Raw genomic sequence first — 22,498 nt, 5'->3', positions numbered from 1 at the left:
GGTCCCTGGTCCCGTCCTCGCGTGAACCGAGGTTCCGGGCGAGGCGGAGAACGTTGGGAGAGCCCATGTTAAGCAGGATCGCGATGGTGTCGGTGACCGCTGCGGCCACCGTGCTGCCGCTCGGCGCGGGCAGCGCGGCGGCAGAACCGGCGCCGGCCCCCGAGCTCGTCCCCGGCACGCCGTGCACGGCGACCGCGCATGCGTGCGTGAGCCTTTCGCAGAACCGCGCGTGGCTGATCCGCGCCGGCGAGGTCTACTACGGCGAGGCCTCGGCGCTGGGCGGCCGCCCGGAGAGCCCCACCCCGGCCGGCGTCTTCCACGTGACGTGGAAGGACAAGGACCACCACAGCAAGGAATTCGACGCACCGATGCCGAACTCGGTGTTCTTCACCAACACCGGCGTCGCGTTCCACCAGGGCAGCCTCACCGAGCGCTCCGCGGGCTGCGTCCACCTGTCGAAGAAGTCCTCCACGGTCTTCTTCGACAAGCTCCAGGTCGGCGACGAGGTCCAGGTCGTCCCGTAAGCGGAGAACCTGCGAAGGGCCCGCGACTTCCGCGCACCACGTGCGGGAGTCGCGGGCCCTTCGTCACTTTCAGGACTGGGGGAGAGCGGCGTGCAGGGTCGCCGCCCACTGGGTGACGATGTTCCGGCGCCGCGCGGAGTCGTCGGTGAGGACGTCGGCGAGGCCGAGTCCGCGGGCGAGGTCGAGGGTGGCCTGGACGAGGCGTCGGGTGGTCGGGTCGCTGTCGTCGGCGCCGAGCAGCTCGATCGCCGTCTGGTGGACCGTCCGGCCGAACTTCGCCTCCAGCGGCACGATCCGCTCCCGCAGGGACGGGTCCGCGGCGGCCGCCGTCCAGACCTGGAGGGCGGCCTTGAACAGCTCGCCCGTGTAGTGGTCGACGACCCTGGAGACCACGAACTCGGTCCGTCCCGGCCCTTCGGGCAGCCGGGTGCTCTCCGCGCGGATCTCGGCCATCCGCGCGTCGAACATGTGCTCCAGGGCCGCGGTGATGAGGTCCTCGCGAGCCGGGAAGTGGTGCTGCGCCGCACCGCGCGACACACCCGCGCGCTGCGCCGCGGCGGTGACCGTCGTGGCCTCCCAGCCCTGGTCGGCCAGGCAGTCGATGGTCGCTTCCAGCAGGCGTTGCCGCGTCGCCCGGCTGCGGTCCTGCTTCGGCTCGCGCGACGACATTCTCCTCATCCCCCCACCGGTGCTGACCGGATCCGGCTCAGTACGACTTCGGCAGACCCAGGCTGTGCTGGGCCACGTAGTTGAGGATCATTTCACGGCTGACCGGAGCGACCCGGGCGATGCGGGCGGCGCCGAGCATCGCGGCCAAGCCGTGCTCGGCCGTCAGGCCGGAACCGCCGTGGGTCTGGATGGCGCGGTCCAGAGCGGCGATGCTTGCCTCGGCGGCCGCGTACTTGGCCATGTTCGCCGCCTCGGCGGCTTCCAGGTCCAGACCCTCGTCGTAGAGCGTGGCGGCCTTCTGCATCATCACCTTGGCCAGCTCCACCTCGATCTTGTGCTGCGCCAGCGGGTGGGCGATGCCCTGGTGCGCGCCGATCGGGGTCTTCCAGACCTGCCGCTGGTTGGCGTAGTCGACGGCCGTGGTCAGCGCGTAGCGGCCCATGCCGGTAGCCAGGGCGGCGCCGAGGATGCGTTCCGGGTTGAGCCCGGAGAACAGCTGCATCAGCGCCGCGTCCTCCTCGCCGACCAGCGCGTCCGCGGGCAGCCGCACGTCGTCGAGGAACAGCGTGAACTGCCGGTCCGGGGCGATGATGTCCATCTCCATCGGCTGCGCCACGAAGTTCGGCGTGCCGGTGGGCACGACGAACAGCGCGGGCTTGAGCTTGCCGGTGCGGGAGTCCTCGGTGCGGGCGACGACCAGCACCGCGTCGGCCTGGTCGACGCCGGAGATGAACACCTTCTGGCCCTGCAGGATCCAGTCGTCGCCGTCGCGGCGCGCGGTGGTGGTGATGTGGTGCGAGTTCGAGCCCGCGTCCGGTTCGGTGATGGCGAAGACCATCGTGGTGGTGGCGTCGGCGAGGCCGGGCAGCCAGCGCTGCTTCTGCTCGGGCGTGCCGTACTTGGTGATGATCGTGCCGCAGATCGCGGGGGAGACCACGACCAGCAGCAGCCCGGCGCCCTGGGCTGCGAGTTCTTCCTGCACCAGCGCGAGTTCGTAGATCCCGGCACCGCCGCCGCCGTACTCCTCGGGGATGTTGACGCCGAGGAACCCGAGCCTGCCCGCCTCGGACCAGAGCTCGGTGAGCGGTTCGTGCCGGCGCGCCTTGGGCAGCACGTAGTCGACGTGGTTGTAGCGCTGGGCGAGCTTGGCGACGGAAGCGCGCAGCTCCTTGCGCTCGTCGGTCTCGATGAAGCTCATGCGTTCTCCTCGGTGTCCGGGGTGTCGACCACGGCGAGCACGGTTCCCACCTCGACCTGCTGCCCCGCGACGACGTCGAGCTCGCCGAGCACGCCGTCGGCGGGGGAGGCGACGGTGTGCTCCATCTTCATCGCCTCCAGCCAGAGGATCGGCTGACCTGCGGTGACGCGGTCCCCGACGGCGGCGGCGAGGCGGATGACCTTGCCGGGCATCGGGGCCAGCAGCGATCCCTCGGTGACCAGGTCGGCGGGGTCGGTGAAGCGCGGCGCGCGCGCCAGCGCGACCGGCCCGAGCGGGGAGTCGACGTGGACGCGGTCGCCGTAGCGGGCGATGGCGAAGCTCCGGCGGACCGGACCGTGCTCACCCGGAACGTCGAGCACGACGCGGGTCGGGGTCGCCTCCACCAGCGCGAGCCCCGGGTGGTCGGCGACCTCGACTCCGGTGCGCTTGGCGAGGTAGGACACCTCGATCTCGCGGTCCCCGCAGGTGTAGGTCTTGGTCTGCGGCACCGAAGGCAGGTTCCGCCATCCCGACGGGATCCGGGCGTTGGCCCGCGCGGTGAGCCGGTTCTCGGCGGCCGCGGCCATCGCGGCGGCGACCGCAGCGAGGTCGGCGGTGTCGTCGGTGGCCAGCGGGCGGGACAGGGCCTGCAGGCCGTGGCGGTCGAAGAACGCCGTGTCCGTGTCACCGGCCAGGAACGCCGGGTGCCGCAGGACGCGCACGAGCAGGTCCCGGTTGGTGATCAGGCCGTGGATCTCGGCTCGCGCCAGGCTCGCGGACAGCAGCCGCGCGGCCTCCTCCCGGCTCTCGCCGAAGGAGATGACCTTGGCCAGCATCGGGTCGTAGTGGATGCTCACCGCGTCCCCGCCGGCGAAACCGGAGTCCAGCCTGACCCCCGGAGAGCTCAAGACGGCGAACTCCGCTGCGGTGTCGTCGAACTCGATGCGCTCCAGCGTTCCGCTCTGCGGGCGCCAGTCGTGCGCGGGATCTTCGGCGTAGAGCCGGACCTCGATCGAATGACCTCGGGAGGCGGGAGGTTCGGCGGGAAGCGCGTGGCCGTCGGCGATCTGCAGCTGGAGCCGGACCAGGTCGACTCCGGTGGTGTTCTCGGTGACGGGGTGCTCGACCTGCAGGCGCGTGTTCATCTCCAGGAAGAAGAACTCGCCCCGCTCGTCGGCCAGGAACTCCACGGTCCCCGCGCCCTCGTAGCCGATGGCGGAGGCCGCCAGCCGCGCGGACGCGAACAGCCGCTCCCGCATCCGCGGGCCGATGCGCTCGACCAGCGGGGACGGCGCTTCTTCGACGACCTTCTGGTGCCTGCGCTGGATCGAGCACTCGCGCTCGCCGAGCGCCCACACCGTGCCGTGCGCGTCGGCGAGGACCTGCACCTCGATGTGCCGCCCGGTCTCCAGGTAGCGCTCGCAGAACACGGTCGGATCGCCGAATGCCGACTCGGCCTCGCGGCGCGCGGCGTCGAGCTGCTCGGGCAGCTCGGCCAGCGTCCGCACCACCCGCATGCCGCGACCGCCGCCGCCTGCGGAGGCCTTGACCAGGACCGGCAGGTCGGACTCGGTGACGGCCTCGGGGTTCAACTCGGGCAGCACCGGGACTCCGGCGTCGGCCATCAGCTTCTTGGCCTCGACCTTGGAGCCCATCGACTCGATGGCCTGGACCGGCGGACCCACCCAGCGCAGCCCGGCGTCGGACACCGCCTGCGCGAACGCGGCGTTCTCCGAGAGGAACCCGTAACCGGGGTGGACGGTGTCGGCACCGGTGGACCGCGCGGCCTGCACGAGCCGCTCGGCCCTCAGGTACGTCTCGCCCGGGGTGTCGCCGGGCAGCCGGACCGCCACGTCGGCTTCGGTGACGTGCGGAGCGGAGGCGTCGGTGTCGGAGAAGACCGCCGTGGTCGACAGGCCCATGCGGCGGGCGGTGGCGAAGACCCGCCGGGCGATCTCACCGCGGTTGGCGACCAGAACATGGGTGATCATCGCTTCAGGACCTCACATCCGGAAGACGCCGAAGCCCTCGGCGCCTTCGATCGGGGCGTTGTGGATGGCCGACAGGCACATCCCCAGCACCGAGCGGGTGTCGCGCGGGTCGATGACGCCGTCGTCGTAGAGCCGTCCGGACAGGAACATCGGCAGCGACTCGGCTTCGATCTGGTTCTCCACCGCTTCCCGCATCGCCGCGTCACCGGCCTCGTCGAACGGCTGGCCCTTGGCCTCCGCGGCCGCGCGGCCGACGATCGAGATCACCCCGGCGAGCTGGGCGGGGCCCATCACGGCGGACTTCGCGCTGGGCCAGGAGAACAGGAAGCGCGGGTCGTAAGCCCTGCCGCACATGCCGTAGTGGCCGGCGCCGTAGGAGGCGCCCATCAGCAGCGAGATGTGCGGGACCTTGCTGTTGGACACCGCGTTGATCATCATCGCGCCGTGCTTGATGATGCCGCCCTGCTCGTACTCGGCTCCCACCATGTAGCCGGTGGTGTTGTGCAGGAACAGCAGGGGAGTCTCGGCGCGGTTGGCCAGCTGGATGAACTGGGTGGCCTTCTGCGACTCCTCGGAGAACAGCACGCCGCGCGCGTTGGCGAGGATGCCGACGGGGTATCCGTGCAGCTCGGCCCAACCGGTGACCAGGCTCGACCCGTAGCGCGGCTTGAACTCGTCGAAGTCGGAGCCGTCGACGACGCGGGCGATCACCTCGCGCGGGTCGAACGGCACCTTCAGATCCGTGGGCACGACGCCCAGCAGCTCGTCGGCCGGGTGCAGCGGCTCGCGCACCTCCGCGCGCGGGGTCGGGCCCTTCTTGCGCCAGTTCAGGCGTTTCACGATGGAGCGGCCGATGCGCAGCGCGTCCGGCTCGTCAACGGCGAAGTGGTCCGCCAAACCCGAGACGGAGGCGTGCATGTCGGCCCCGCCCAGCGACTCGTCGTCGGCGTCCTCCCCGGTGGCCATCTTCACCAGCGGCGGTCCGCCGAGGAACACCTTCGAGCGCTCCTTGACCATCACCGTGTGGTCGGACATGCCCGGGATGTAGGCGCCGCCGGCCGTGGAGTTGCCGAAGACCAGCGCGATCGTGGGGATTCCGGCCGCCGACAGCCGCGTGAGATCGCGGAACAGCGCGCCGCCCGGGATGAAGACCTCCTTCTGCGTCGGCAGGTCCGCACCGCCCGACTCGACCAGGGAGATCACCGGCAGCCGGTTGCGCTCCACGATCTCGTTGGCGCGCAACGACTTGCGCAGCGTCCACGGGTTGGAGGTGCCGCCGCGCACGGTCGGGTCGTTGGCGACGATCATGCACTCGACGCCTTCGACGACACCGATGCCGGTGACCACCGACGCGCCCACCTGGAAGTCGCTGCCCCACGCGGCCAGCGGGCACAGCTCCAGGAACGGCGAGTCCTCGTCGAGGAGCAGCTCGATGCGCTCGCGGGCGGTGAGCTTGCCGCGCTTGCGGTGCCGCTCGACCTTCGACGGGCCACCACCGGCGACCGCCGTCGCGTGCGCCTCGTCGACCTCGGCGATCTTGTCGAGCATCGCCTGAGCGGCCTCGGCGTACTCCCCGGAACCGGTGTCCAGCGCGGATCGCAGGATCGTCATTCTCGGTACCCCAATCGGTTCGCCGCCAGTCCGGTCATGATCTCGGTGGTCCCGCCGCCGATGCCGAGGATGCGCATGTCCCGGTACTGGCGCTCGACCTCGGACTCGCGCATGTAGCCGAGCCCGCCGAACAGCTGCAACGCCTGGTGGGCGACCCACTCGCCGGCTTCCACCGCGGTGTTCTTGGCGAAGCACACCTCGACGGTCAGGTCCTGCTCACCGGCGACGGCGCGTTCGGCCAGCCGCCGGGTGTAGACGCGGGCGACGTCGATCTTGCGGGCCATCTCGGTGAGCGTGTTCTGCACGGCCTGCCGGGTGATCAGCGCGCGGCCGAAGGTCTCCCGGTCGCGGCACCACTGCTCGGCCAGGTCCAGGCAGCGCTGCGCGCTGGCGTAGGCCTGCACCGCCAGCGAGAGGCGTTCGCTGAGGAACGCCTGGGCGATGTGGAGGAAGCCGGAGTTCTCCGGTCCCACCAGGTTCTCCGCCGGGACGCGGACGTCGGTGAAGGAGAGCTCGGCGGTGTCGGAGGCGTGCCAGCCCATCTTCTCCAGCTTGCGGGAGACGGTGAACCCCGGCGCGTCCTTCTCCACCACCAGCAACGACACCCCGCCCGCGCCGTCGTCGCCGGTGCGCACGGCGGTGACGACGTAGTCGGCGCGGCAGCCCGAGGTGATGAACGTCTTGGCGCCGTTGACCACGTAGTGGTCGCCGTCGCGGTCCGCGCGGGTGCGCAGGTGACCGACGTCGGAACCGCCACCGGGTTCGGTGATGGCCAGCGACCCGATCTTGTCCCCGGCCAGCGTCGGTCTCACCCAGCGCTCGATCTGCCGCGGATCACCGGCGGAAGCCATGTGCGGCACCGCGATTCCGCAGGTGAACAGCGAGGCGAAGGTGCCGCCGGAGCAGCCGGCGTAGTGCATCTCCTCGGCGATGACCGCGGCGTCGATGAGGTCACCGCCGCCACCGCCGACCTCGACGGGCAGCGCGGCGCCGAGCAGGCCCAGCGCACCGGCCTTCTCGTGCAGCCGGCGGGGCAGTTGACCCTCGCGCTCCCACTGGTCCTGGTGCGGCAGGACCTCGGTCTCGACGAAGCGGCGCGCGGTGTCGCGCAGCACGCGCCGCTCGTCGTCGTCCCACGGGTTCACAGCAGCGCCTCCGGAACGTCGATGTGCCGGGACCGCAGCCATTCGCCGAGTCCCTTGGCCTGGGGGTCGAAACGGGCTTGGGACGCCGCACCTTCGCCGAGGATGCCCTCCACGACGAAGTTCAGCGCCCGCAGGTTGGGCAGCACCGTGCGGGTGATGGGCAGCTCGGCGGCCTCCGGGAGCAGGGTGCGCAGGCGGTCGACGGTGAGCGCGTGCGCCAGCCAGCGCCACTGCTGCTCGGTGCGCACCCACACGCCGACGTTGGCGTTGCCGCCCTTGTCGCCGCTGCGCGCGGCCACGAACGTGCCCAGCGGGACCCGCCTGCTGGGTCCGTCCGGAAGCGGTTGCGGCAGAGCGGGTTCGGGCAGCGCCTCCAGCCGTCGGGTCTCCGAGGCCGGTGGCACGTCGACGCGCTCGCCGCCGGGGAGCACCGCGACGTGCGGCACCTGGGCCTGGTCGACGTACCCCGCGGTGAACACCCCGTACGGGGAGGCCTTGCCGGGGACGCTGGTGAGGCTGCACCCGGGGTAGCTCGCCAGCGCCATCTCCACGGCCACGCCGGAGAACGCGCGCCCCACCACGTCCTGGTCGGGATCTCGCACCACGCAGCGCAGGATCGCGCTCGCCCGCTCCTCGGTGTCGGCGTCGGGCCGGTCGAGCCGCGACAGCGTCCAGGTGAGCTCGGCCGGTCGCCGGACCAGCCCGGCTTCCAGCTGGCGTTGCGCGAGTTCGGCCTTGGCCTCGACGTCCAGGCCCGTGAGGACGAAGGCCATCTCGTTGCGGAACCCGCCGAGGCCGTTGAGCGAGACCTTGAGCTCCGGCGGCGGGGCTTCGCCGCGCGTGCTGCTGATCCGAACCCGATCGGTGCCGTCCTGGCCGATCTCGACGGTGTCGAGCCTGGTCGTGACGTCCGGTCCCGCGTAACGCGCGTCCTGGACCTCGTACATCAGCTGCGCGGTCACGGTGTCGACGGTGACCGCGCCACCGGTGCCGGGGTGCTTGGTGATCACGCTCGACCCGTCCCGCCGCAGTTCGGCGATCGGGAAACCGGGCCGGGTCAGGTCGGCGATCTCGGTGAAGAACGCGTAGTTGCCGCCGGTGGCCTGCGTGCCGCACTCGATGACGTGACCCGCGGCGACGGCTCCCGCGAGCGCGTCGTGGTCGGTGCGATCCCAGCCGAAGTGGGCCGCGGCGGGTCCGACGATGACCGAGGCGTCGGTGACCCTTCCGGTGACCACCACGTCGGCACCGGCGTTCAGGCATTCCGCGATGCCCCAGCAGCCGAGGTAGGCGTTGGCGACCAGGGGTGAGCCGAGGTCGAGTTCGGCGGCGCGCGCGGTCAGGTCGTCGCCCTCGACGTGCGCGACCGACACGTCCAGCCCGAGCCGGTCGGTGAGCTCGCGGATCCGCGCGGCGAGACCGGCGGGGTTCGCGCCACCGGCGTTGGCCACGATCCGCACACCCCGCTCCGAGGCGAGGCCGAGGCACTCCTCCAGCTGGCGCAGGAAGGTCTTGGCGTAGCCGAGATCGGGGTCCTTGAGCCGGTCGCGACCGAGGATGAGCATCGTCAGCTCGGCCAGGTAGTCGCCGGTGAGCACGTCGAGCTCGCCGCCGGTGAGCATCTCGCGCATCGCGGAGAGCCGATCGCCGTAGAAGCCGGAGCAGTTGCCGATCCGGAGGAGTTCGGGGTCGGCGCCGATCACGAGTGCTGCCCCGGCTTCCGGCCGTGGCCGGGGGCACCGGCGAACGCCTGCGCGATGGTCAGCCAGTGCGCGGCGTCGGCGCCGACGGTCTCGACGGCGAGGTCGTCGGGGTGGCGCCGCTGGGTGACGAGCAGGCAGAAGTCCAGCGCGGGACCGGTGATCCGCTGTGCGGCGTCGGCCGGGCCCCACTCCCACGCTTCCCCGCCGGGACCGACCAGTTCGACGCGGAACGGTTCGGTCGGTGGGGTCTGGGCGTGGGTGGCGTAGGCGAAGTCGCGGGTGCGCACGCCGATGTGCGCGACGTTGCGGAGCCGCGCGGTGGGCGTGCGGGTGACGCCGAGCGCGTCGGCGATGTCCTGGCCGTGCGCCCAGGTCTCCATCAGCCGTGCGGTGGCCATCGAACCGACGCCCATCGGCGGTCCGAACCAGGGGAGCTTGCGCCCGTCCTCGACGCCGCGCAGCGCTTCGGCGAGCCGGGCGCGACCGAGGCGCCAGGTCGAGATCAGGTCGGCGGGCCGGGCGCGGGCGCGTTCCTCGGCGCCTTCGTCGACGAAGCCGAGGGGGTTGCGCGCGGCCTCGTCCACGACGGCGGCGAAGGCGTCGGCATCCGTCGCCGACAGCAGCGCCACGTCGTCGGTCCAGGCCAGGTGGGCGATCTGGTGCGCGATCGTCCACCCCTCGGCGGGCGTGGGGAGCGCCCACTGCTCCTCGTCCAGTTCGGCGACGAGTTCGTCGAGCTCGTCGCCTTCCACGCACATGTCGTCCAGCAGAGCACCCACGTTGGCCATGCCGACCAGGGTGGGCCCGCGCCTCAGAAAAATCAAGCGCGCTTGATTGGTTTAGCGAACGAAGCGAGGGGCGGAGCCGCAGCTCCGCCCCTCGGTCACCGCGGACCTACTGGCTCAGCTCGTACTTGCCGCCGAAGTCGAGCGACGACAGGCCGCCGGCGAGGCAGCCGCCCGCAGCGGAGGCCATGTCGAACTGGCCGCTGCCCTTGTGCTGGGCGTCGGTGAACTCCCCGTCGACGGTCTTGCCGGTGAACGCACCGGTGACCGGCTGACCCGGGTTGCTGAGGTCGCCCTGCATGTTGAGGCTGAAGTCGGCCTTGCTCGTCTTCGTGCTGCCGTCCTCGTACTTCCAGGTGATGTCGACGTCGCCGCCGACATCGCGCGGCAGCGAGGTGCAGGACATCTTGCCCGCCAGGTCGCCGGTGAACGTCGCGCTCACGATTCCCTCGGCGGCGCGGCCGGCCGGCTTGCAGTTGGCCGCCTCGCCGTCGACCTTCATCTGGGTGTTCGCGCCGAGCGGGTTCGCGGACAGCGCCGGGGAGAACGCGGCCGATCCGGTCAGGTCGCACGTCAGCAGTGTCTTGGCATCAGGCGCGGGGGAGGGGTCGGCCTGCGCGGTCAGGGCGCCTGCGAGCAGTGGGGCGGCGGCGAGAACCGCAGCGGCGCTGAAAATGCCGGACTTCGTGCCGAGTTTGGAAAGCATGCGGATTGAACTCCTTCGTTCACAAGGGGATGAAGGGCATCGTTCGTCCTTCGGTTCAGAATGGGAGCACGGTTCCGTCCCGGCGGCAGGCCGTGTCGCACGATCGAGCGCACTATCGATGCGGTCCCACGAATGCGGATGTCTTCTCGCTGCGCGGGTTTTCGGCCGTTGCTACAGTCCGCCCCGTTGTTCTCCGGGGGATTCCGCAGTTCGCGTCCCCGTCCCCTCCTGCCTGGTTGCGGAGGCGCCGCGACCGGTAAGAACCGAAAGGGAATATTCCATGAGAATTGCGCGTTTCGCTGCTGTGCTTCTCGCGTCCGGTGTGCTGGCTACGGGAATCGCGAGCACGGCCGTCGCGCAGGCACCGTCGGACCAGGTGCTGGTGTTCATCGCCGACGCCCTCGTGCCGGTGGAGAAGTTCCAGAGCCCGCAGGGATGTCACGCTCTGCCTGTGGGCACACACGTGGTCATCAACGACACCGACCGCGCGATCACGCTGCACGCCACGCCCGACTGCACCGGACTGGGAGTTCCGCTGGAATCCGAGCACGGCGCCCACGAGCTCCCGGCGTTCGGCAGCTTCAAGGCATGACCGATCCGCGATTCGACCTGGTCGTCGTCGGGCTGGGTTACGTCGGTCTGCCGCTGCTGGCCCGCGCCCACGAGACCGGTATGAGCACCGCCGGTTTCGACATCTCCGGCGAGGTGGTGGCGGGGCTCAACGCGGGGCGCTCGCACGTGGCCGACGTCCCGGACTCCGCGGTCACCGACATGGTGGCCGCGGGGTTCCGCGCCACGAACGAACCCTCGGTGATCGCGGACGCCGACACCGTCGTGCTGTGCGTGCCCACCGGTCTCACCGACGGCGCTCCGGACCTGAGCTCGGTCCGCGCGGCCGCGCGCGCGGTGGGGGAGAACCTTCGGCCGAACACCTTGGTCGTGCTGGAATCCACCTCCTACCCGGGGACGACCGAGGACGTCGTCCGCCCGATCCTGGAGAGCGGCAGCGGGCTTCGCGCGGGTGAGGACTTCCACCTGGCCTACTCGCCGGAACGCATCGATCCCGGAAACCCGCAGTTCGGCGTGCGCAACACTCCGAAGGTGGTCGCGGGTGTGACCCCGCTGTGCGCCAAGTACGGAGTGGCGTTCTACGGCCGCTTCATCGACACCCTCGTGGTCTCGCGCGGGACCCGCGAGGCGGAGATGGCCAAGCTGCTGGAGAACACCTACCGCTACGTCAACATCGCGCTGGTGAACGAGGTCGCGCTGTTCTGCGACCGGATCGGGATCGACGTGTGGGACGTGCTGCACTGCGCGGGCACCAAGCCCTTCGGCTACGCCCCCTTCCAGCCGGGGCCCGGTGTCGGCGGCCACTGCATCCCGGTCGATCCGGTCTACCTCCAAAATGCCGCAGAAGGCGCCGGTTTCGCGTTCCGGACGCTGGCCGCCGCCCGCGAGGTGAACGAGCGGATGTCCGAGCACGTGGTGTCCCGGGCGCAACAGATGCTGCGCGGCAGCGGTGCTCCCGTCGACGGAGCCAAGGTGCTGCTGCTCGGGGTGAGCTACAAGCCCGACATCGCCGACATCCGCGAGACGCCGGCGGTTCCGGTCGCCGCCGGACTGCTGCGCGCCGGTGCCGAGGTCGCCTACCACGACCCGCACGTGCCCGGGTTCGAGGTCGTGGGCCGGCGGCTGCACCGCGTGGAGCACCTCGACGAAGGCTTGCGGGAGGCCGACGTCGCGATCGTGCTGCAGGACCACTCCTGCTACGACCCGGTGCGGCTGGTCGCCTCGCGGTGCCTGCTGCTGGACACCCGGGGCAAGCTCGCGGGCGAGAACGTGCAGCACCTGTGAGCGTTCGCGCCCGCTCAGCGGTGCGGGTGGCGGAAACCCCCGAACGGGCGGTCCTCCTGCTCCGGGCGTGCCGGCTCATGTGCGTCCAGTGCGCAGCGTCGGCACGTCCTCGCAGGAGAACCGCCTCAGAACCCGCGGCGGTGCGAGCTGAGTCCCACGCCTGGGGCATCGGCTTCCGGAGGCTGGGCGAACGTCAGCTCCTCCTCCGGTCGCAGATCCAGATCGCTGCCGCTGAGCGGTGTTTCGGTGTGGATGAGGATGTTGTAGTGGTTGGGGAAGTGGCAGGCGTCGAAGCCGAGCACCGAGCCGACGACGCGGTCCGCGATGCGGAGCCGGTCACCGCGGTCGATCACGCCGCCGCGGTCGAACTCCGCGAAGCCGAGGAACGCCACCCGGTCGATGCGCGCTCCCGACGCCGTCTCGACGTGGTCGGTGGTGACGAGTTCGTGCACGTCACCGGCCCTGACGCAGCGGCTCGCGTGCGGTTCGAGCGACATGCCGCGCTCGCGGCGGTGATGCACCAGGACCTTGACGACCCGTGCCGTCAACGTCCTCTTCGGACCGTCCTCCTCGGGGTTCACCGCGCCTCCCGGTAGACCGCGTGCACGAGTTCCAGCGCGGCCAGACCACCGGGGTCGGTGCCGGTCGTGGAGGCGAAGGCGTCGAGCACTCCGCGGTACTCGTGCCACAGCGAGTTCTTGAACCCCGGGTGCCCGGCCAGCATGTCGGCGTGCAGCCGAGTCCCGTCCGCCAGCAGCGCTTCCACGTCCTTGGTCTCGCCCGGGTGCGACCAGTCCAGCTCGACGACGGCCGGGACGCCGGAGGTCGATTCCAGCTCGACGACGGCCTGCCGGTCGGTTCCGCGCTCCTCCTTGACCGCGGCGTGCGCCAGCTCGACGTCGCCGAGGAACAGCCGGACGAGGTCGAAGGCGTTGGGCCCGTTGTCGGCGACGCACCCGCCCCCGCAGCGGGCCGGGTCGAGGTACCAGGTGTCGCCGCCGATGTGCTCCTCGATGCGCTCCAGGTAGCGCACCCGCATCGCCGTCACCCCGCCGCGCGCGGCGACCTCGGAGCGCAGCCGGAGCACGTTGTCGTTGTAGCGGCGGTGGAAGGAGGTCAGCAGCGGAACTCCCAGCCGCCTGGACAGGTCCGCCAGCTCGCGGGCGTCGGCCAGGGCGACCGCGAGCGGCTTCTCCACGCACACCGCGATGCCGTGCCGCAACGCGTCCCGGCAGACCTCGGCGTGGACGTCGTTGGGGGCGGTGACGATGACGGCGTCGAGCTCGACGCGCCCGAACAGCTCCCGGTGGTCCTGGAAGCCCGGGGCCTCCGGTGCGAACCCGCGCAGCTTCTCGGGGCGCACGTCGCACACCGCGCTCAGCCGCCACTCCGGATCGGCGTCGATGGCGGCGAGGTAGTACGCCGAGATGGCGCCGAGCCCGACGACCGCGACTCGGCGCATCAGCCGACCACCGCTTCGTCCAGTTCGAGCAGCTGCACGAGCAGTCCCCGACGGACCGGAACGCCGTCCCGCCGCCGGCGCAGCGCCCGCTCCGCCTCCCGCCAGCCCGGGTAGTGCACCTCGCCGGTGGGCGGGCAGTCGAGGACCGCGCCGAACATCGCCCGCGCGGCCTCGGCGAAACCGGGACGCAGCCGCTCGCCGTCGATGGCCAGCACGAAGTAGCCGATGTCGTCGTCGCGCCCGGCGTCGCCGAGCAGCGCCTCCCGGGTGGGGCCGAGGGCGGAACCCGACAGCAGGGCGGCGAGGAGTTCGACGACCAGTCCGAGGCCGAATCCCTTGTAGACACCGGTGTCGGGGTCTCCGCCGAGCCAGCGCAGGTGGGCGGTGCCGTCGTCGAAGGCGCTCGGATCGGTGACCGGGCGCCCGGTGTCGTCGGCCAGCCACCCCCGCGGGACCGCCGCGCCGTCCCCGGCGGCGACCCGGACCTTGCCGGTGGGCACCACGGTCGTGCTCATGTCCAGCAGGAACGGGTGCTCCGGCAACGCGGGCGCGGCCACCGCGAGGGGGTTGGTGCCCAGCAGAGGCAGCGCGCCGTGCGGGGGACGGGCGATGCGCTGACCGCCGCAGTTGCTCGCGACGACACCGATCAGGCCCTGCTCGGCGGCGCGTGCCGCGTGGAAACCCGCGCAGCCGAAGTGGGTGGCGCCGTGAACGGACACGAGGCCGATCCCGTGCTGCCGGGCGCGCTCGATCGCGTCGTCCATCGCCTCCGACGCCGCCCACAGGCCCAGCGCGCGTCCGGCGTCGATCGTCGCGCAGGCGCCCAGATCGGTCCGGGTGACCGGTTCGGCGCGCGGGTCGACGCGGCCGGCGTCGAACAGCGGCAGGTACAGGCGGGGCAGGTTGAACACGCCGTGCGAGTCGAACCCGCACAGGTCGCCGTGGCACAGCGCCGAGGCCGCCAGCCGAGCGCGCTCGTCGGGCACGCCGCGTGCGCGGAACTGCTCGGTGACCAGGCGGTGCAGTCGTTCGTGCGGGACCTGCACGACGTCAGGCTGCGGGTGCATCGTGGTGTTCCTCTCCGGTGCGGTGCCGGGCGAACCCGGTGAGCACGGCCGAGACGACGGCCGCGAACTCCTCCAGCTCGGCGCGGTCGGCGTACTCGCCTTCGGCGTGGGCGTTGTTGGTGTCGAGGCGGCCGGGCCCGAGCACGGCGGTGTAGCTGCCGGGCAGGTCGTGCAGCCAGATCGCGTCGCAGGTGAAGCCCGGTTCGTCGTCCGGCCAGCGCTGCGCGCCGGAGCGGGAGAGGAGGTCCTCGGCCCACGGGTCGCTGTTGTCCAGGCAGGGCAGGCCGCGCTTGAGCCAGTCGACGCGGGTGATCGCCGCCGCGTCCCGCGCGGTGCGGGCGAACTCGCGGCTCCCGGCGAACAGCTCCCGGAACCGGTCGAGCCCGGCCTCGATCTCGCGGTGCAGCGCGACCTCGGCGTCGGCTCCCTCGGCCGTGGTGGCGTAGGAGAGGTTGAGCAGCAGTTCACCGGAGCCGTAGACGCGGTTGTGCAGGTCTCCGGTGCGCAGCCCGGCGACGCACAACCGGCCGGAGCGGTCGGCCGGATCGAGCCTGTCGGCCAGGTGCTGGGCGAGGAACCCGAGCAGCACGGTCGCGTTGTGACCGGCGTCGGGCCGGTCGTCGATCGAGCCGTGGCCGTCGACCCGCACCCGCGCGGTCATCGACGCCGTGGACCGCGGCAGGTAGCGCAGGCCGGTGGGTTCGCAGCAGATGTTGAGCCGGCCGACGTGACCGCGCTCGACGAGCGGCCGGGTGCCGAAGGTGCCCATCGCACCGCCCTCTTCGCCCGACACCACCTGCACCAGCACGGAGACATCGCGCCCCAGTGCGGGTTCGGCGGCCAGGGCGTCCCGGATTCCCGAGAGGAGCGCCACCGAAGGGCCTTTCGCGTCGATCGCGCCACGACCGGTGAACCGTCCCGAGTGCAGGCCGGCGGGTTCGAGGCCCGCGACGGTGTCCAGGTGCACGTTGAACATCACCGTCGCCGATCGCGGCAGGTCGGGCCCGAGGCGCAGCAGCAGGTTCGGCTGCGCGTCGAGGAAGCCCGGTCCCGCGCGGCGCACGACCTCGGGCACGTCGGAGCGGTCGAGCACCTTCGGATCGGGCGGGCCGTGGTGCAGCACCTGGAACCCGATCTCCTCGGCGGCGCGGGCGTAGCGGCGCTGGGCCTGCCAGAGCTGCGGGGTCTCCGCCGTCTCCAGCGGGCTGACCGTCGGCGTGCCCAGCAGTTCCAGCAGCAGCGCGCAGTCGTCGTCGGTGAAGGGCATCAGGCGACGCCGGTGGGTGCGGCCTGCAACAGCTCCTCCAGCCGTCGCCCGGCCCGCAGGAACGAAGCCGGATCGGTGGCGGCCAGTCCCTCGTGCGGCCGTGTGAGCAGGTGCGGTTCGAGGGAGAACGCGCCGGTGTAGCCGTGATCGAGCAGCATCCGCAGGCAGTCGCGCACCCGCGCGTCCCCGTCCCCGGGCAGCACGTACTCGGCGTGGCCGGGAGAGCCGACGGCGTCCTTGACGTGCACGTGCTCGACGTGCGGCAGGATCCGCCGGAGCACGTCGGCGGCGTCGTAGCCGTGCTCGATGCCGTTGCCCACGTCGAACAGCAGCCGCAGGCACGGTCCACCGGCGTCCACCAGCCGCAGCATCCGCTCGGGGTCCGAACCGGCCCAGCCCGAGCAGTTCTCGTGCAGCAGCACCACGCCGTGGCGGGCCGCTCGGTCGCCCAGCAGCGCGATCCGGTCCAGCACGCGCGCCTGCCACTCCGGTTCGTCCAGCCCGTCGGAGAGGTAGGACATGATCCTGATGTAGCGGGTGCCCAGGCTCGCGCACCGCTCGGCCAGCACGTCGAGTTCCCGCAGGTCCGCCGTCGGCGGCGCGGTGATGGGACGCGACCAGTTGCCGATGCGCGAATCCAGGCACACCACGCGCAGCCCGGCGGCCCGGACCGCCCGGTGCACCCGCAGGAACCGCGAGGAGTCCAGGTCGGCCAGCGCGAGGCCGTCGACCGCGCGCAGCTCGATGCCGGTCCAGCCGAGCCCGGTGATCGCCGCGATCTGCTCCGGCAGCGCGGCGGCGGCTTCGTCCCCGATCCCGGCGAGCTGGTCAGCGTGCATGCGCGAGCGTCCTCTCCTTGGCCGCGGTGAGCAGTCGGATGATGTCGGCGTGCAGTCCGAAGGTGCCGTGCTCGCCGGCGGGCCGGAGGTGGTGGAGGTAGGTGCGGACCATCCAGCGGGTCAGCGCGTCGTCGCGGAAAACCGCTCTGCGACCGTTGATGTCGAGCTGCGCGTGGTCGTCGTCGGCCCCGATCGGGTAGTGGCCGACGACCCGCCCGCCGTCGAGCTCGAGGGTGATGCGGCGGCGCCGGATCGGCGCGGTCAGGTCGGACCGGATCTCGCTGCGCACGCCGCTGGCGTGGGTCAGCGCCAGCCGGGCGCTGCCCAGCCTGGGCAGCACGGTGTCGGCGAAGCGCATGTCGGCGCACTCGGCCTCGGCGAGCTCGGCGGCACCGGCCAGCCGCAGGACGACGCCGAGCGAGTGCGGCAGCTCCACGTCGAACGCGGTCGGGTGCCCGCTGGTCGCGCAGGAGCGGGTGAAGCGGGGTTTGTCCTGGTCGAAGGTGATCGACAGCAGTCTGCCGCGCCCGACGAGCCCGGTCAGGTGCTCGGTGAGCCGGGAATCGAGCCAGTGGCTGACCACCGCGATGTCCAGGTCGTGCCTCTCGCGCAGCGTGCTGATCGCCGCGAGCTCGTCCAGGTCGGTGGCCAGCGGTTTCTCGACGATGATGCGGCGGAAGCCGTGCTCGGCGAGTTCGGCGAGGACCGCCGCGCGCCCCTGCGGTGGCGTGCAGACGTGGGCGACGGTCCGGTTCGCGTCGAGCAGCGCGGCCGCGGCGGTGATCGAGTCGGTCGCGGTGACATCCGGTCGGTGCCGTCTCGCGTCGGTGTCGCAGGCCACCACGGGACCGGGGGCGAACAGCCCGGGCGCGACCTCGCGGGCCTGCGCCAGCACCCGCAGGTGCAGGCCCGATCCGGCACGGCCGAGCCCGATCACGAAGGGTTGCAGCATCGTTGGATGTCCTCTGTGGACCAGTAGGTGGAGTGGGAGCGCCGGAGATCCCGGGCTCCGGCCGACTGTACAGATCACCTCGGGAGCCGGAAGTCGTTCTGCCGACGGAAAAACGGTGTCTCACTGGAAGGAGTGAAGATGGCTCTTCCAGCCGTCGGAGACGATCAGGACTCGTTAGGTTCGATCTAGGTCCGGCAGCGGTACCGAGCGCTTCACAGGGGGTTGGTCGACGGTGTCCCTCGGGACGGAATTCGTTGGGGGAGTGGCGGAAGGACCTGTTCCGTTCTTCACCCAGGCGCGCACCTTCGAAAGGCTCTGGCCCGAGATCAGCGGCCGCATCTGCGACGTCTTCGACAACGGGAAGTTCTCCCACGGGCAGCAGGTCGGCGAACTCGAAAACGCGCTCGCGGAATATACCGGCGCGCGGCGGGTGGTCGGCGTCAACAGCGGGACCGACGCGCTGGTCCTGCTGCTGCGGGCCCTCGGCGTCCGTTCCGGGGACGAGGTCGTGGTCCCCGCGTACTCCTTCATCGCCACCGCCACGGCCGTGGTCCTCACCGGCGGCACACCGGTGTTCGCCGACATCGACCCCGTCACCTGCGCGCTGGACCCCGAGGAGATCGCGCGGGTCGCCACACCGCGCACCCGCTTCGTGATGCCCGCGCACCTGTTCTGCCGGATGGCCGACGTCGACGGGATCAACGAGGTCGCGCGGGACCTCGGGCTGACGGTGGTCGAGGACAGCGCCGAGGCCATCGGCATGCGCCACGGCGGTGTCCACGCGGGTCTGCACGGTGCGGGCGGTGTGCTGTCGTTCTTCCCCACCAAGACGCTCGGCGCGCTCGGCGACGCGGGCGCGGTCCTCACCGACGACGACCACGTGGCCGACACCGTCGCGGCGCTGCGCCACCACGGGCGGGCCGGCCGGACCCTCAACGACTTCCCGGCGATCTCGACCGAGACCGCGCTGGCGGGCACCAACAGCAAGATGGACGACATCCAGGCCGCGATCCTGCTGGCCAAGCTGCGGCACCTCGACGACGACATCGCCCGCCGCGCCGAACTCGCCGCGCGCTACCGTTCCGGCCTCGACGGCGTCGTGCGGCTGCCGGATCCCGGTGACGCACCGGTGTTCTACGTGCAGCTGATCGAGGTGGAGCTCCGCGATGCGCTGGCCGAGCACCTCGCCGAGCGGGGCATCGGCACCGAGGTCTACTACCCGGCACCGCTGCACCTGCAGCCGTGCTTCGCCGCGCACGGCCACCGCCGGGGCGACTTCCCGCGCGCCGAGACCGCCAGCGCCCGAGCTCTCGCGCTCCCGCTGCACGCCGACCTCGAACCCGAGCAGGTCGACCGGGTGTGCGCGACGGTCCGCGAGTTCTACGCCGGGAGGCCCTGATGGAGATCCCGTTCTTCCCGCCCGACCTGTTCGACAACGACCGCAAGGTGATGCTCGACCTCGTCCGCGAGATCGGCCTGGCACCGGAGCAGAAGTTCATCCTCGGCGAGCGCACCCGGCTCTTCGAGGAGACGCTGCGCGATGACCTCGGCGCGGCCGACGTCGTCGCCTGCGGCAGCGGCACCAGCGCGCTGGTGCTCGTGCTGCGCGCGATGGAGATCGGTCCCGGTGACGAGGTCGTGGTCCCGGCCTTCGGGTGCGCTCCGCTGGCCTCGTCCGTCCTGGAAGCCGGTGCGCAGCCGGTGTTCGCCGACGTCGTCCCGGGCACCGGGGTCGTCGACCCCGCGGACGTGGCCGCGCGGATCACCCACCGCACCAAGGCGATCATGCCCGCGCACATGTTCTCGGTCATGGCCGACATGCCCCGGCTGACCGAGATCGCCGCCTCGCGCGGGGTGCGGCTCGTCGAGGACTCCGCGGTCGCGCAGGGCGCGGTGCTGGCGGGAACCCCGGCCGGGTTGTGGGGCGAGGCGGGCGTCTACTCGTTCGTGCAGGTCAAGTCGTTCGGCATGCCGGGGGAGGGCGGTGCGGTGGTGACCCGTGACGCCGAACTGGGAGCGCGGGTGCGGATGCTGCGCAACCACGGTCAGCGGACCCGGTTCGTGCACGAGGTGGTGGGCACCAACAGCCGCTTCGACGAGATCCAGGCCGCGTTCCAGACCTACCGCTACTCCGGATTGGCCGAACGGCTGGCGCGTCGCGCCGACATCGCCGACCACTACACCTCGTGCTTCACCCCGCTGCCCGACGTCGTCCCACCGCCGCCCGGGCGCGACGGCCGGTGCTACTACGTCTACTGCGTGCAGAGCGACCGGCGCGACGAGCTGCGCGCGTTCCTCGCCGCGCGCGGCATCGGCTCGCACGTGTACTACCCGAGCCCGCTGCCCGAGCAGCCCGCGTTCGCGCCGCACGCCCCGGTGGGCGAGGGGTGGCCGGGCGCCGAGAGCGCCTGCGCGAGGATCCTGGCGCTTCCGGTGTACCCGCACCTGTCCGACGACGAGGTCGAGCGCGTCGCCGACGCCGTGCGCGAGTTCAGCGGGGGGTGCGCATGACCTCTGAGGTCGTGGAGAGCCGGCCGACGGGCAGCGTTCGGGACTACCTGCGGCTCGGCAAGTTCGACGTCTACGACTACTACTTGGGCATCCTGATCGTCGCCTCCGCGGCACCCGCGGAACCGGTGACGCTGCTGCTGTTCCTTCTCGGCGAGGTCGCGGTGATCGTGGCCGGTGTCGCCTTCGACGACGTCACCGGTTACCGCGACGGCAGCGACCTGGTCAACTACGGCCCCGACGACCGGCTGCGCAAGAAGCTCCGCAAACCGCTGGTCGCCGGAACGCTGACCGAGTCGCAGGCGCTCCGGTTCGCCTGGGGCGCGGCGGCGACCGGAGCCGCCCTGTGGACGGCGGCGGTGCTGACCGCTCCGCACCGTCCGATGTGGAGCGTGGTGCTGCTGGTCGTGGTGTTCGCCGCCGCGTTGCAGTACTCCTACGGGCTCAAGCTCAGCTACCGCGGTTTCCAGGAGGCGTTCCTGGTGGTGCTGGGCATGACCCTGGTGCTGGCGCCGCACGGTCTGATCACCGGTGAGTTCTCCGGGTTCGTGCTGGTGCAGGCGGTGCTGTTCGGCATGGGCCCGCTGATGTTCGGGGTGTACTCCAACACCAACGACGTCGACGGCGACCGCGCCGTGGGCCGTCCGACCGTCGCCGCGCTGACCACCGAGCGCGGCAACGCCCGGTTCATCGGAGCGCTGTCGGTGGGCGAGTTCCTGCTGGGCGCCCTGGCGTCGGTCACCGGGGTGGCGCCGTGGTGGTTCGCGCTGCTGGTGCTGCCCGCCACCGCGCTGCGCGCGCGGCAGTACCACCTGGGTTTCGCGGTCGGGGACATCATGCGGGCGCGCAAGCTCGGCTTCACCGCGCACCGCACGTGCGTGGCCCTGCTGGTGCTGGCCAACGTCCTGGTGGCGATCGGATGAGCCCCGACGTGGACGTGGCCGTCGTGGGGGCGGGCATCGCCGGGCTCACCGCTGCCACCGAACTGCGCCGCGCCGGGCTGGACGTGCGGGTCTACGAAGCGGCCGAGCGGGTCGGCGGGCGCATGGCCACCGCCCGCGTCGACGGCTGCGCGATCGACACCGGCGCCGAGCAGATCTCCCCGCGCGGCTACCCGGCGACCTGGGACCTGCTGCGCCGGTTGGGCTTCCGCCCGGCCGACGTGCCACCGATCGGCCGTCCCATCGCGATGTGGCGAGACGGCGAGGCGCACCTCGGATTCGGTTCCGCGCGCGGCCTGCTCACCGGAGCCGGGCTGTCCCCGCGCGCACGACTGGACCTGCTGCGGCTGCCGACGCGCATCGACCCGGAGCGCCCGGAGAGTTCGATCCTGGGCGATGCCACGGTGATCGAGCTCGCCTCCCGCCACCACCCCGACGTGCACGACTACCTGCTCCAACCCGCCGCGTCGTTCTGCCTCTGGGACCCGCGGCGGTCCTCGGCGGCGGTGCTGCTCGGCATGCAGCAGGCGGTCGGCAGCGCGTCGACCTGGCGCACATACCGGGAGGGGATGGACCTGCCGTGCCGCCGCATGGCCGCCGAGCTGGACGTGGTCACCGGGCAGCCGGTGAGCGAAGTCGTCTCCGACGGTGACTCCGCGCGGCTGCGGGTGGGGGAGGACGTGATCACCGCGCGGCAGGTGCTGCTGTGCGCGCCCGCTCCTGTGGCCGCCGCGCTGCACGCCAATCCGCCTGCGGCTGAATCGGAATTCCTGACCGCCTGCACCTTCACCTCGGCGATCAAGGTGGCCATCCCGCTCGACGCCCCGGTCGCGCTGCCCGGCAGGCCCTACCTGCTGATCACCCCGCGCGCCGAGGAGGAGCTGCTGGCGGCGCTCCTCTTCGACCACCTCAAGCACCCGGATCGCGTCCCGGCGGGCACGGGGATGGTGACGGCGGTCGTCAACGCCGAATCCACCCCGGAGCTCCTCGCCGCGCCCGACCACGAGGTGGCCTCCCGCGTCACCGAGGCCGCGCGGCGCTACGTGCCGGTCAGCGGCGCGGCGCACGTGCACCGCCACGCCCACGCACTGCCCGAGTGCACCCCGGCGGCCCTCGCCGCGCTTCCGGGTTTCCGGGGACGCGCGATCGGGCCGGTGGACTACGCGGGGGACTGGGTGAACCTGCGCCCGCACAGCGAAGGGGCGGTCCGCACCGCCGCGCTGGCCGCCTCCCGCGCGCTGAGCAGGTTCGGCGCCGCCATTCCGGTCTGACGAAG

Annotated in this window: 21 protein-coding genes; 7 read left to right on the top strand and 14 right to left on the bottom strand. The window is 71.9% G+C overall.

The window, feature by feature from the left end:
• Positions 1-65: 65 nt before the first annotated feature.
• Positions 66-524, top strand: a complete 459-nt coding sequence (locus tag KBO27_RS28110; protein ID WP_246538231.1) for a L,D-transpeptidase — start codon at positions 66-68, stop codon at positions 522-524.
• Between the two features lie 69 nt (positions 525-593).
• On the opposite strand, the gene KBO27_RS28105 is transcribed toward KBO27_RS28110, so the two are convergent.
• The 8 genes from KBO27_RS28105 to KBO27_RS28070 form a co-directional block, all read right to left on the bottom strand.
• A complete protein-coding gene (locus tag KBO27_RS28105) occupies positions 594-1,202 on the bottom strand; it encodes a TetR/AcrR family transcriptional regulator (protein ID WP_210972874.1) in 609 nt (202 codons plus the stop codon).
• A gap of 28 nt (positions 1,203-1,230) precedes the next feature.
• On the bottom strand, positions 1,231-2,391 hold the full coding sequence (locus tag KBO27_RS28100) for an acyl-CoA dehydrogenase family protein (RefSeq protein WP_210972873.1): 1,161 nt from the start codon (positions 2,389-2,391) through the stop codon (positions 1,231-1,233).
• The gene (locus KBO27_RS28095) at positions 2,388-4,382 is read right to left on the bottom strand and encodes an acetyl/propionyl/methylcrotonyl-CoA carboxylase subunit alpha (protein ID WP_210972872.1); all 1,995 of its coding nucleotides are present in this window, start codon (positions 4,380-4,382) and stop codon (positions 2,388-2,390) included. The genes KBO27_RS28100 and KBO27_RS28095 overlap by 4 nt, the downstream gene beginning before the upstream one ends.
• A gap of 12 nt (positions 4,383-4,394) precedes the next feature.
• Positions 4,395-5,993 carry an acyl-CoA carboxylase subunit beta gene (locus KBO27_RS28090; RefSeq protein ID WP_210972871.1) on the bottom strand — a complete coding sequence of 533 codons (1,599 nt, stop codon included), beginning with the start codon at positions 5,991-5,993 and terminating at the stop codon, positions 4,395-4,397.
• Positions 5,990-7,138 (bottom strand): acyl-CoA dehydrogenase family protein, encoded by a 1,149-nt coding sequence (locus KBO27_RS28085; protein ID WP_307870667.1) that lies wholly within the window; start codon positions 7,136-7,138, stop codon positions 5,990-5,992. The genes KBO27_RS28090 and KBO27_RS28085 overlap by 4 nt, the downstream gene beginning before the upstream one ends.
• Complete coding sequence (locus KBO27_RS28080) at positions 7,135-8,841, bottom strand: acyclic terpene utilization AtuA family protein (protein ID WP_307870666.1); 1,707 nt, start codon at positions 8,839-8,841, stop codon at positions 7,135-7,137. The genes KBO27_RS28085 and KBO27_RS28080 overlap by 4 nt, the downstream gene beginning before the upstream one ends.
• A complete protein-coding gene (locus KBO27_RS28075) occupies positions 8,838-9,629 on the bottom strand; it encodes a TIGR03084 family metal-binding protein (protein ID WP_210972869.1) in 792 nt (263 codons plus the stop codon). The genes KBO27_RS28080 and KBO27_RS28075 overlap by 4 nt, the downstream gene beginning before the upstream one ends.
• Before the next feature lie 106 nt (positions 9,630-9,735).
• A complete protein-coding gene (locus tag KBO27_RS28070) occupies positions 9,736-10,332 on the bottom strand; it encodes a hypothetical protein (RefSeq protein WP_210972868.1) in 597 nt (198 codons plus the stop codon).
• Between the two features lie 280 nt (positions 10,333-10,612).
• Between KBO27_RS28070 and KBO27_RS28065 the strand changes: the two genes are divergently transcribed.
• Positions 10,613-10,924, top strand: a complete 312-nt coding sequence (locus KBO27_RS28065; protein ID WP_210972867.1) for a hypothetical protein — start codon at positions 10,613-10,615, stop codon at positions 10,922-10,924.
• Positions 10,921-12,186, top strand: coding sequence for a nucleotide sugar dehydrogenase (locus KBO27_RS28060; RefSeq protein ID WP_210972866.1), 1,266 nt, complete (start codon positions 10,921-10,923; stop codon positions 12,184-12,186). The genes KBO27_RS28065 and KBO27_RS28060 overlap by 4 nt, the downstream gene beginning before the upstream one ends.
• Before the next feature lie 125 nt (positions 12,187-12,311).
• On the opposite strand, the gene KBO27_RS28055 is transcribed toward KBO27_RS28060, so the two are convergent.
• The 6 genes from KBO27_RS28055 to KBO27_RS28030 are packed head-to-tail and all read right to left on the bottom strand — an operon-like array spanning position 12,312 to position 17,773.
• Positions 12,312-12,767: a DUF6917 domain-containing protein gene (locus tag KBO27_RS28055; RefSeq protein ID WP_210972865.1), complete on the bottom strand. Its 456-nt coding sequence runs from the start codon at positions 12,765-12,767 to the stop codon at positions 12,312-12,314.
• Complete coding sequence (locus KBO27_RS28050) at positions 12,764-13,648, bottom strand: Gfo/Idh/MocA family protein (RefSeq protein ID WP_210972864.1); 885 nt, start codon at positions 13,646-13,648, stop codon at positions 12,764-12,766. Before KBO27_RS28050 ends, KBO27_RS28055 begins: the two co-directional genes overlap by 4 nt.
• Positions 13,648-14,715 (bottom strand): Ldh family oxidoreductase, encoded by a 1,068-nt coding sequence (locus tag KBO27_RS28045; protein WP_210972863.1) that lies wholly within the window; start codon positions 14,713-14,715, stop codon positions 13,648-13,650. The genes KBO27_RS28050 and KBO27_RS28045 overlap by 1 nt, the downstream gene beginning before the upstream one ends.
• Positions 14,699-15,982: a M20/M25/M40 family metallo-hydrolase gene (locus KBO27_RS28040; protein ID WP_210972862.1), complete on the bottom strand. Its 1,284-nt coding sequence runs from the start codon at positions 15,980-15,982 to the stop codon at positions 14,699-14,701. Before KBO27_RS28040 ends, KBO27_RS28045 begins: the two co-directional genes overlap by 17 nt.
• Complete coding sequence (locus tag KBO27_RS28035) at positions 15,982-16,821, bottom strand: sugar phosphate isomerase/epimerase family protein (RefSeq protein WP_210972861.1); 840 nt, start codon at positions 16,819-16,821, stop codon at positions 15,982-15,984. Before KBO27_RS28035 ends, KBO27_RS28040 begins: the two co-directional genes overlap by 1 nt.
• Positions 16,811-17,773, bottom strand: coding sequence for a Gfo/Idh/MocA family oxidoreductase (locus KBO27_RS28030; protein WP_210972860.1), 963 nt, complete (start codon positions 17,771-17,773; stop codon positions 16,811-16,813). The genes KBO27_RS28035 and KBO27_RS28030 overlap by 11 nt, the downstream gene beginning before the upstream one ends.
• Before the next feature lie 262 nt (positions 17,774-18,035).
• Between KBO27_RS28030 and KBO27_RS28025 the strand changes: the two genes are divergently transcribed.
• Genes KBO27_RS28025 through KBO27_RS28010 form a run of 4 tightly spaced genes read left to right on the top strand, consistent with a single transcriptional unit; the run spans position 18,036 to position 22,493 of the window.
• A complete protein-coding gene (locus KBO27_RS28025; RefSeq protein WP_307870665.1) occupies positions 18,036-19,172 on the top strand; it encodes a DegT/DnrJ/EryC1/StrS family aminotransferase in 1,137 nt (378 codons plus the stop codon).
• On the top strand, positions 19,172-20,284 hold the full coding sequence (locus tag KBO27_RS28020) for a DegT/DnrJ/EryC1/StrS family aminotransferase (RefSeq protein ID WP_210972858.1): 1,113 nt from the start codon (positions 19,172-19,174) through the stop codon (positions 20,282-20,284). Before KBO27_RS28025 ends, KBO27_RS28020 begins: the two co-directional genes overlap by 1 nt.
• Positions 20,281-21,204, top strand: a complete 924-nt coding sequence (locus KBO27_RS28015) for a UbiA family prenyltransferase (protein ID WP_210972857.1) — start codon at positions 20,281-20,283, stop codon at positions 21,202-21,204. Before KBO27_RS28020 ends, KBO27_RS28015 begins: the two co-directional genes overlap by 4 nt.
• Positions 21,201-22,493: a protoporphyrinogen/coproporphyrinogen oxidase gene (locus KBO27_RS28010; RefSeq protein ID WP_210972856.1), complete on the top strand. Its 1,293-nt coding sequence runs from the start codon at positions 21,201-21,203 to the stop codon at positions 22,491-22,493. Before KBO27_RS28015 ends, KBO27_RS28010 begins: the two co-directional genes overlap by 4 nt.
• Positions 22,494-22,498 lie beyond the last annotated feature (5 nt).

This window comes from Saccharopolyspora endophytica, assembly GCF_018070075.1.
Classification (GTDB): Bacteria; Actinomycetota; Actinomycetes; order Mycobacteriales; family Pseudonocardiaceae; genus Saccharopolyspora; species Saccharopolyspora endophytica.
Note: the sequence above shows the minus strand (reverse complement) of the source record. Positions and strands in the feature narration are given on the sequence as shown.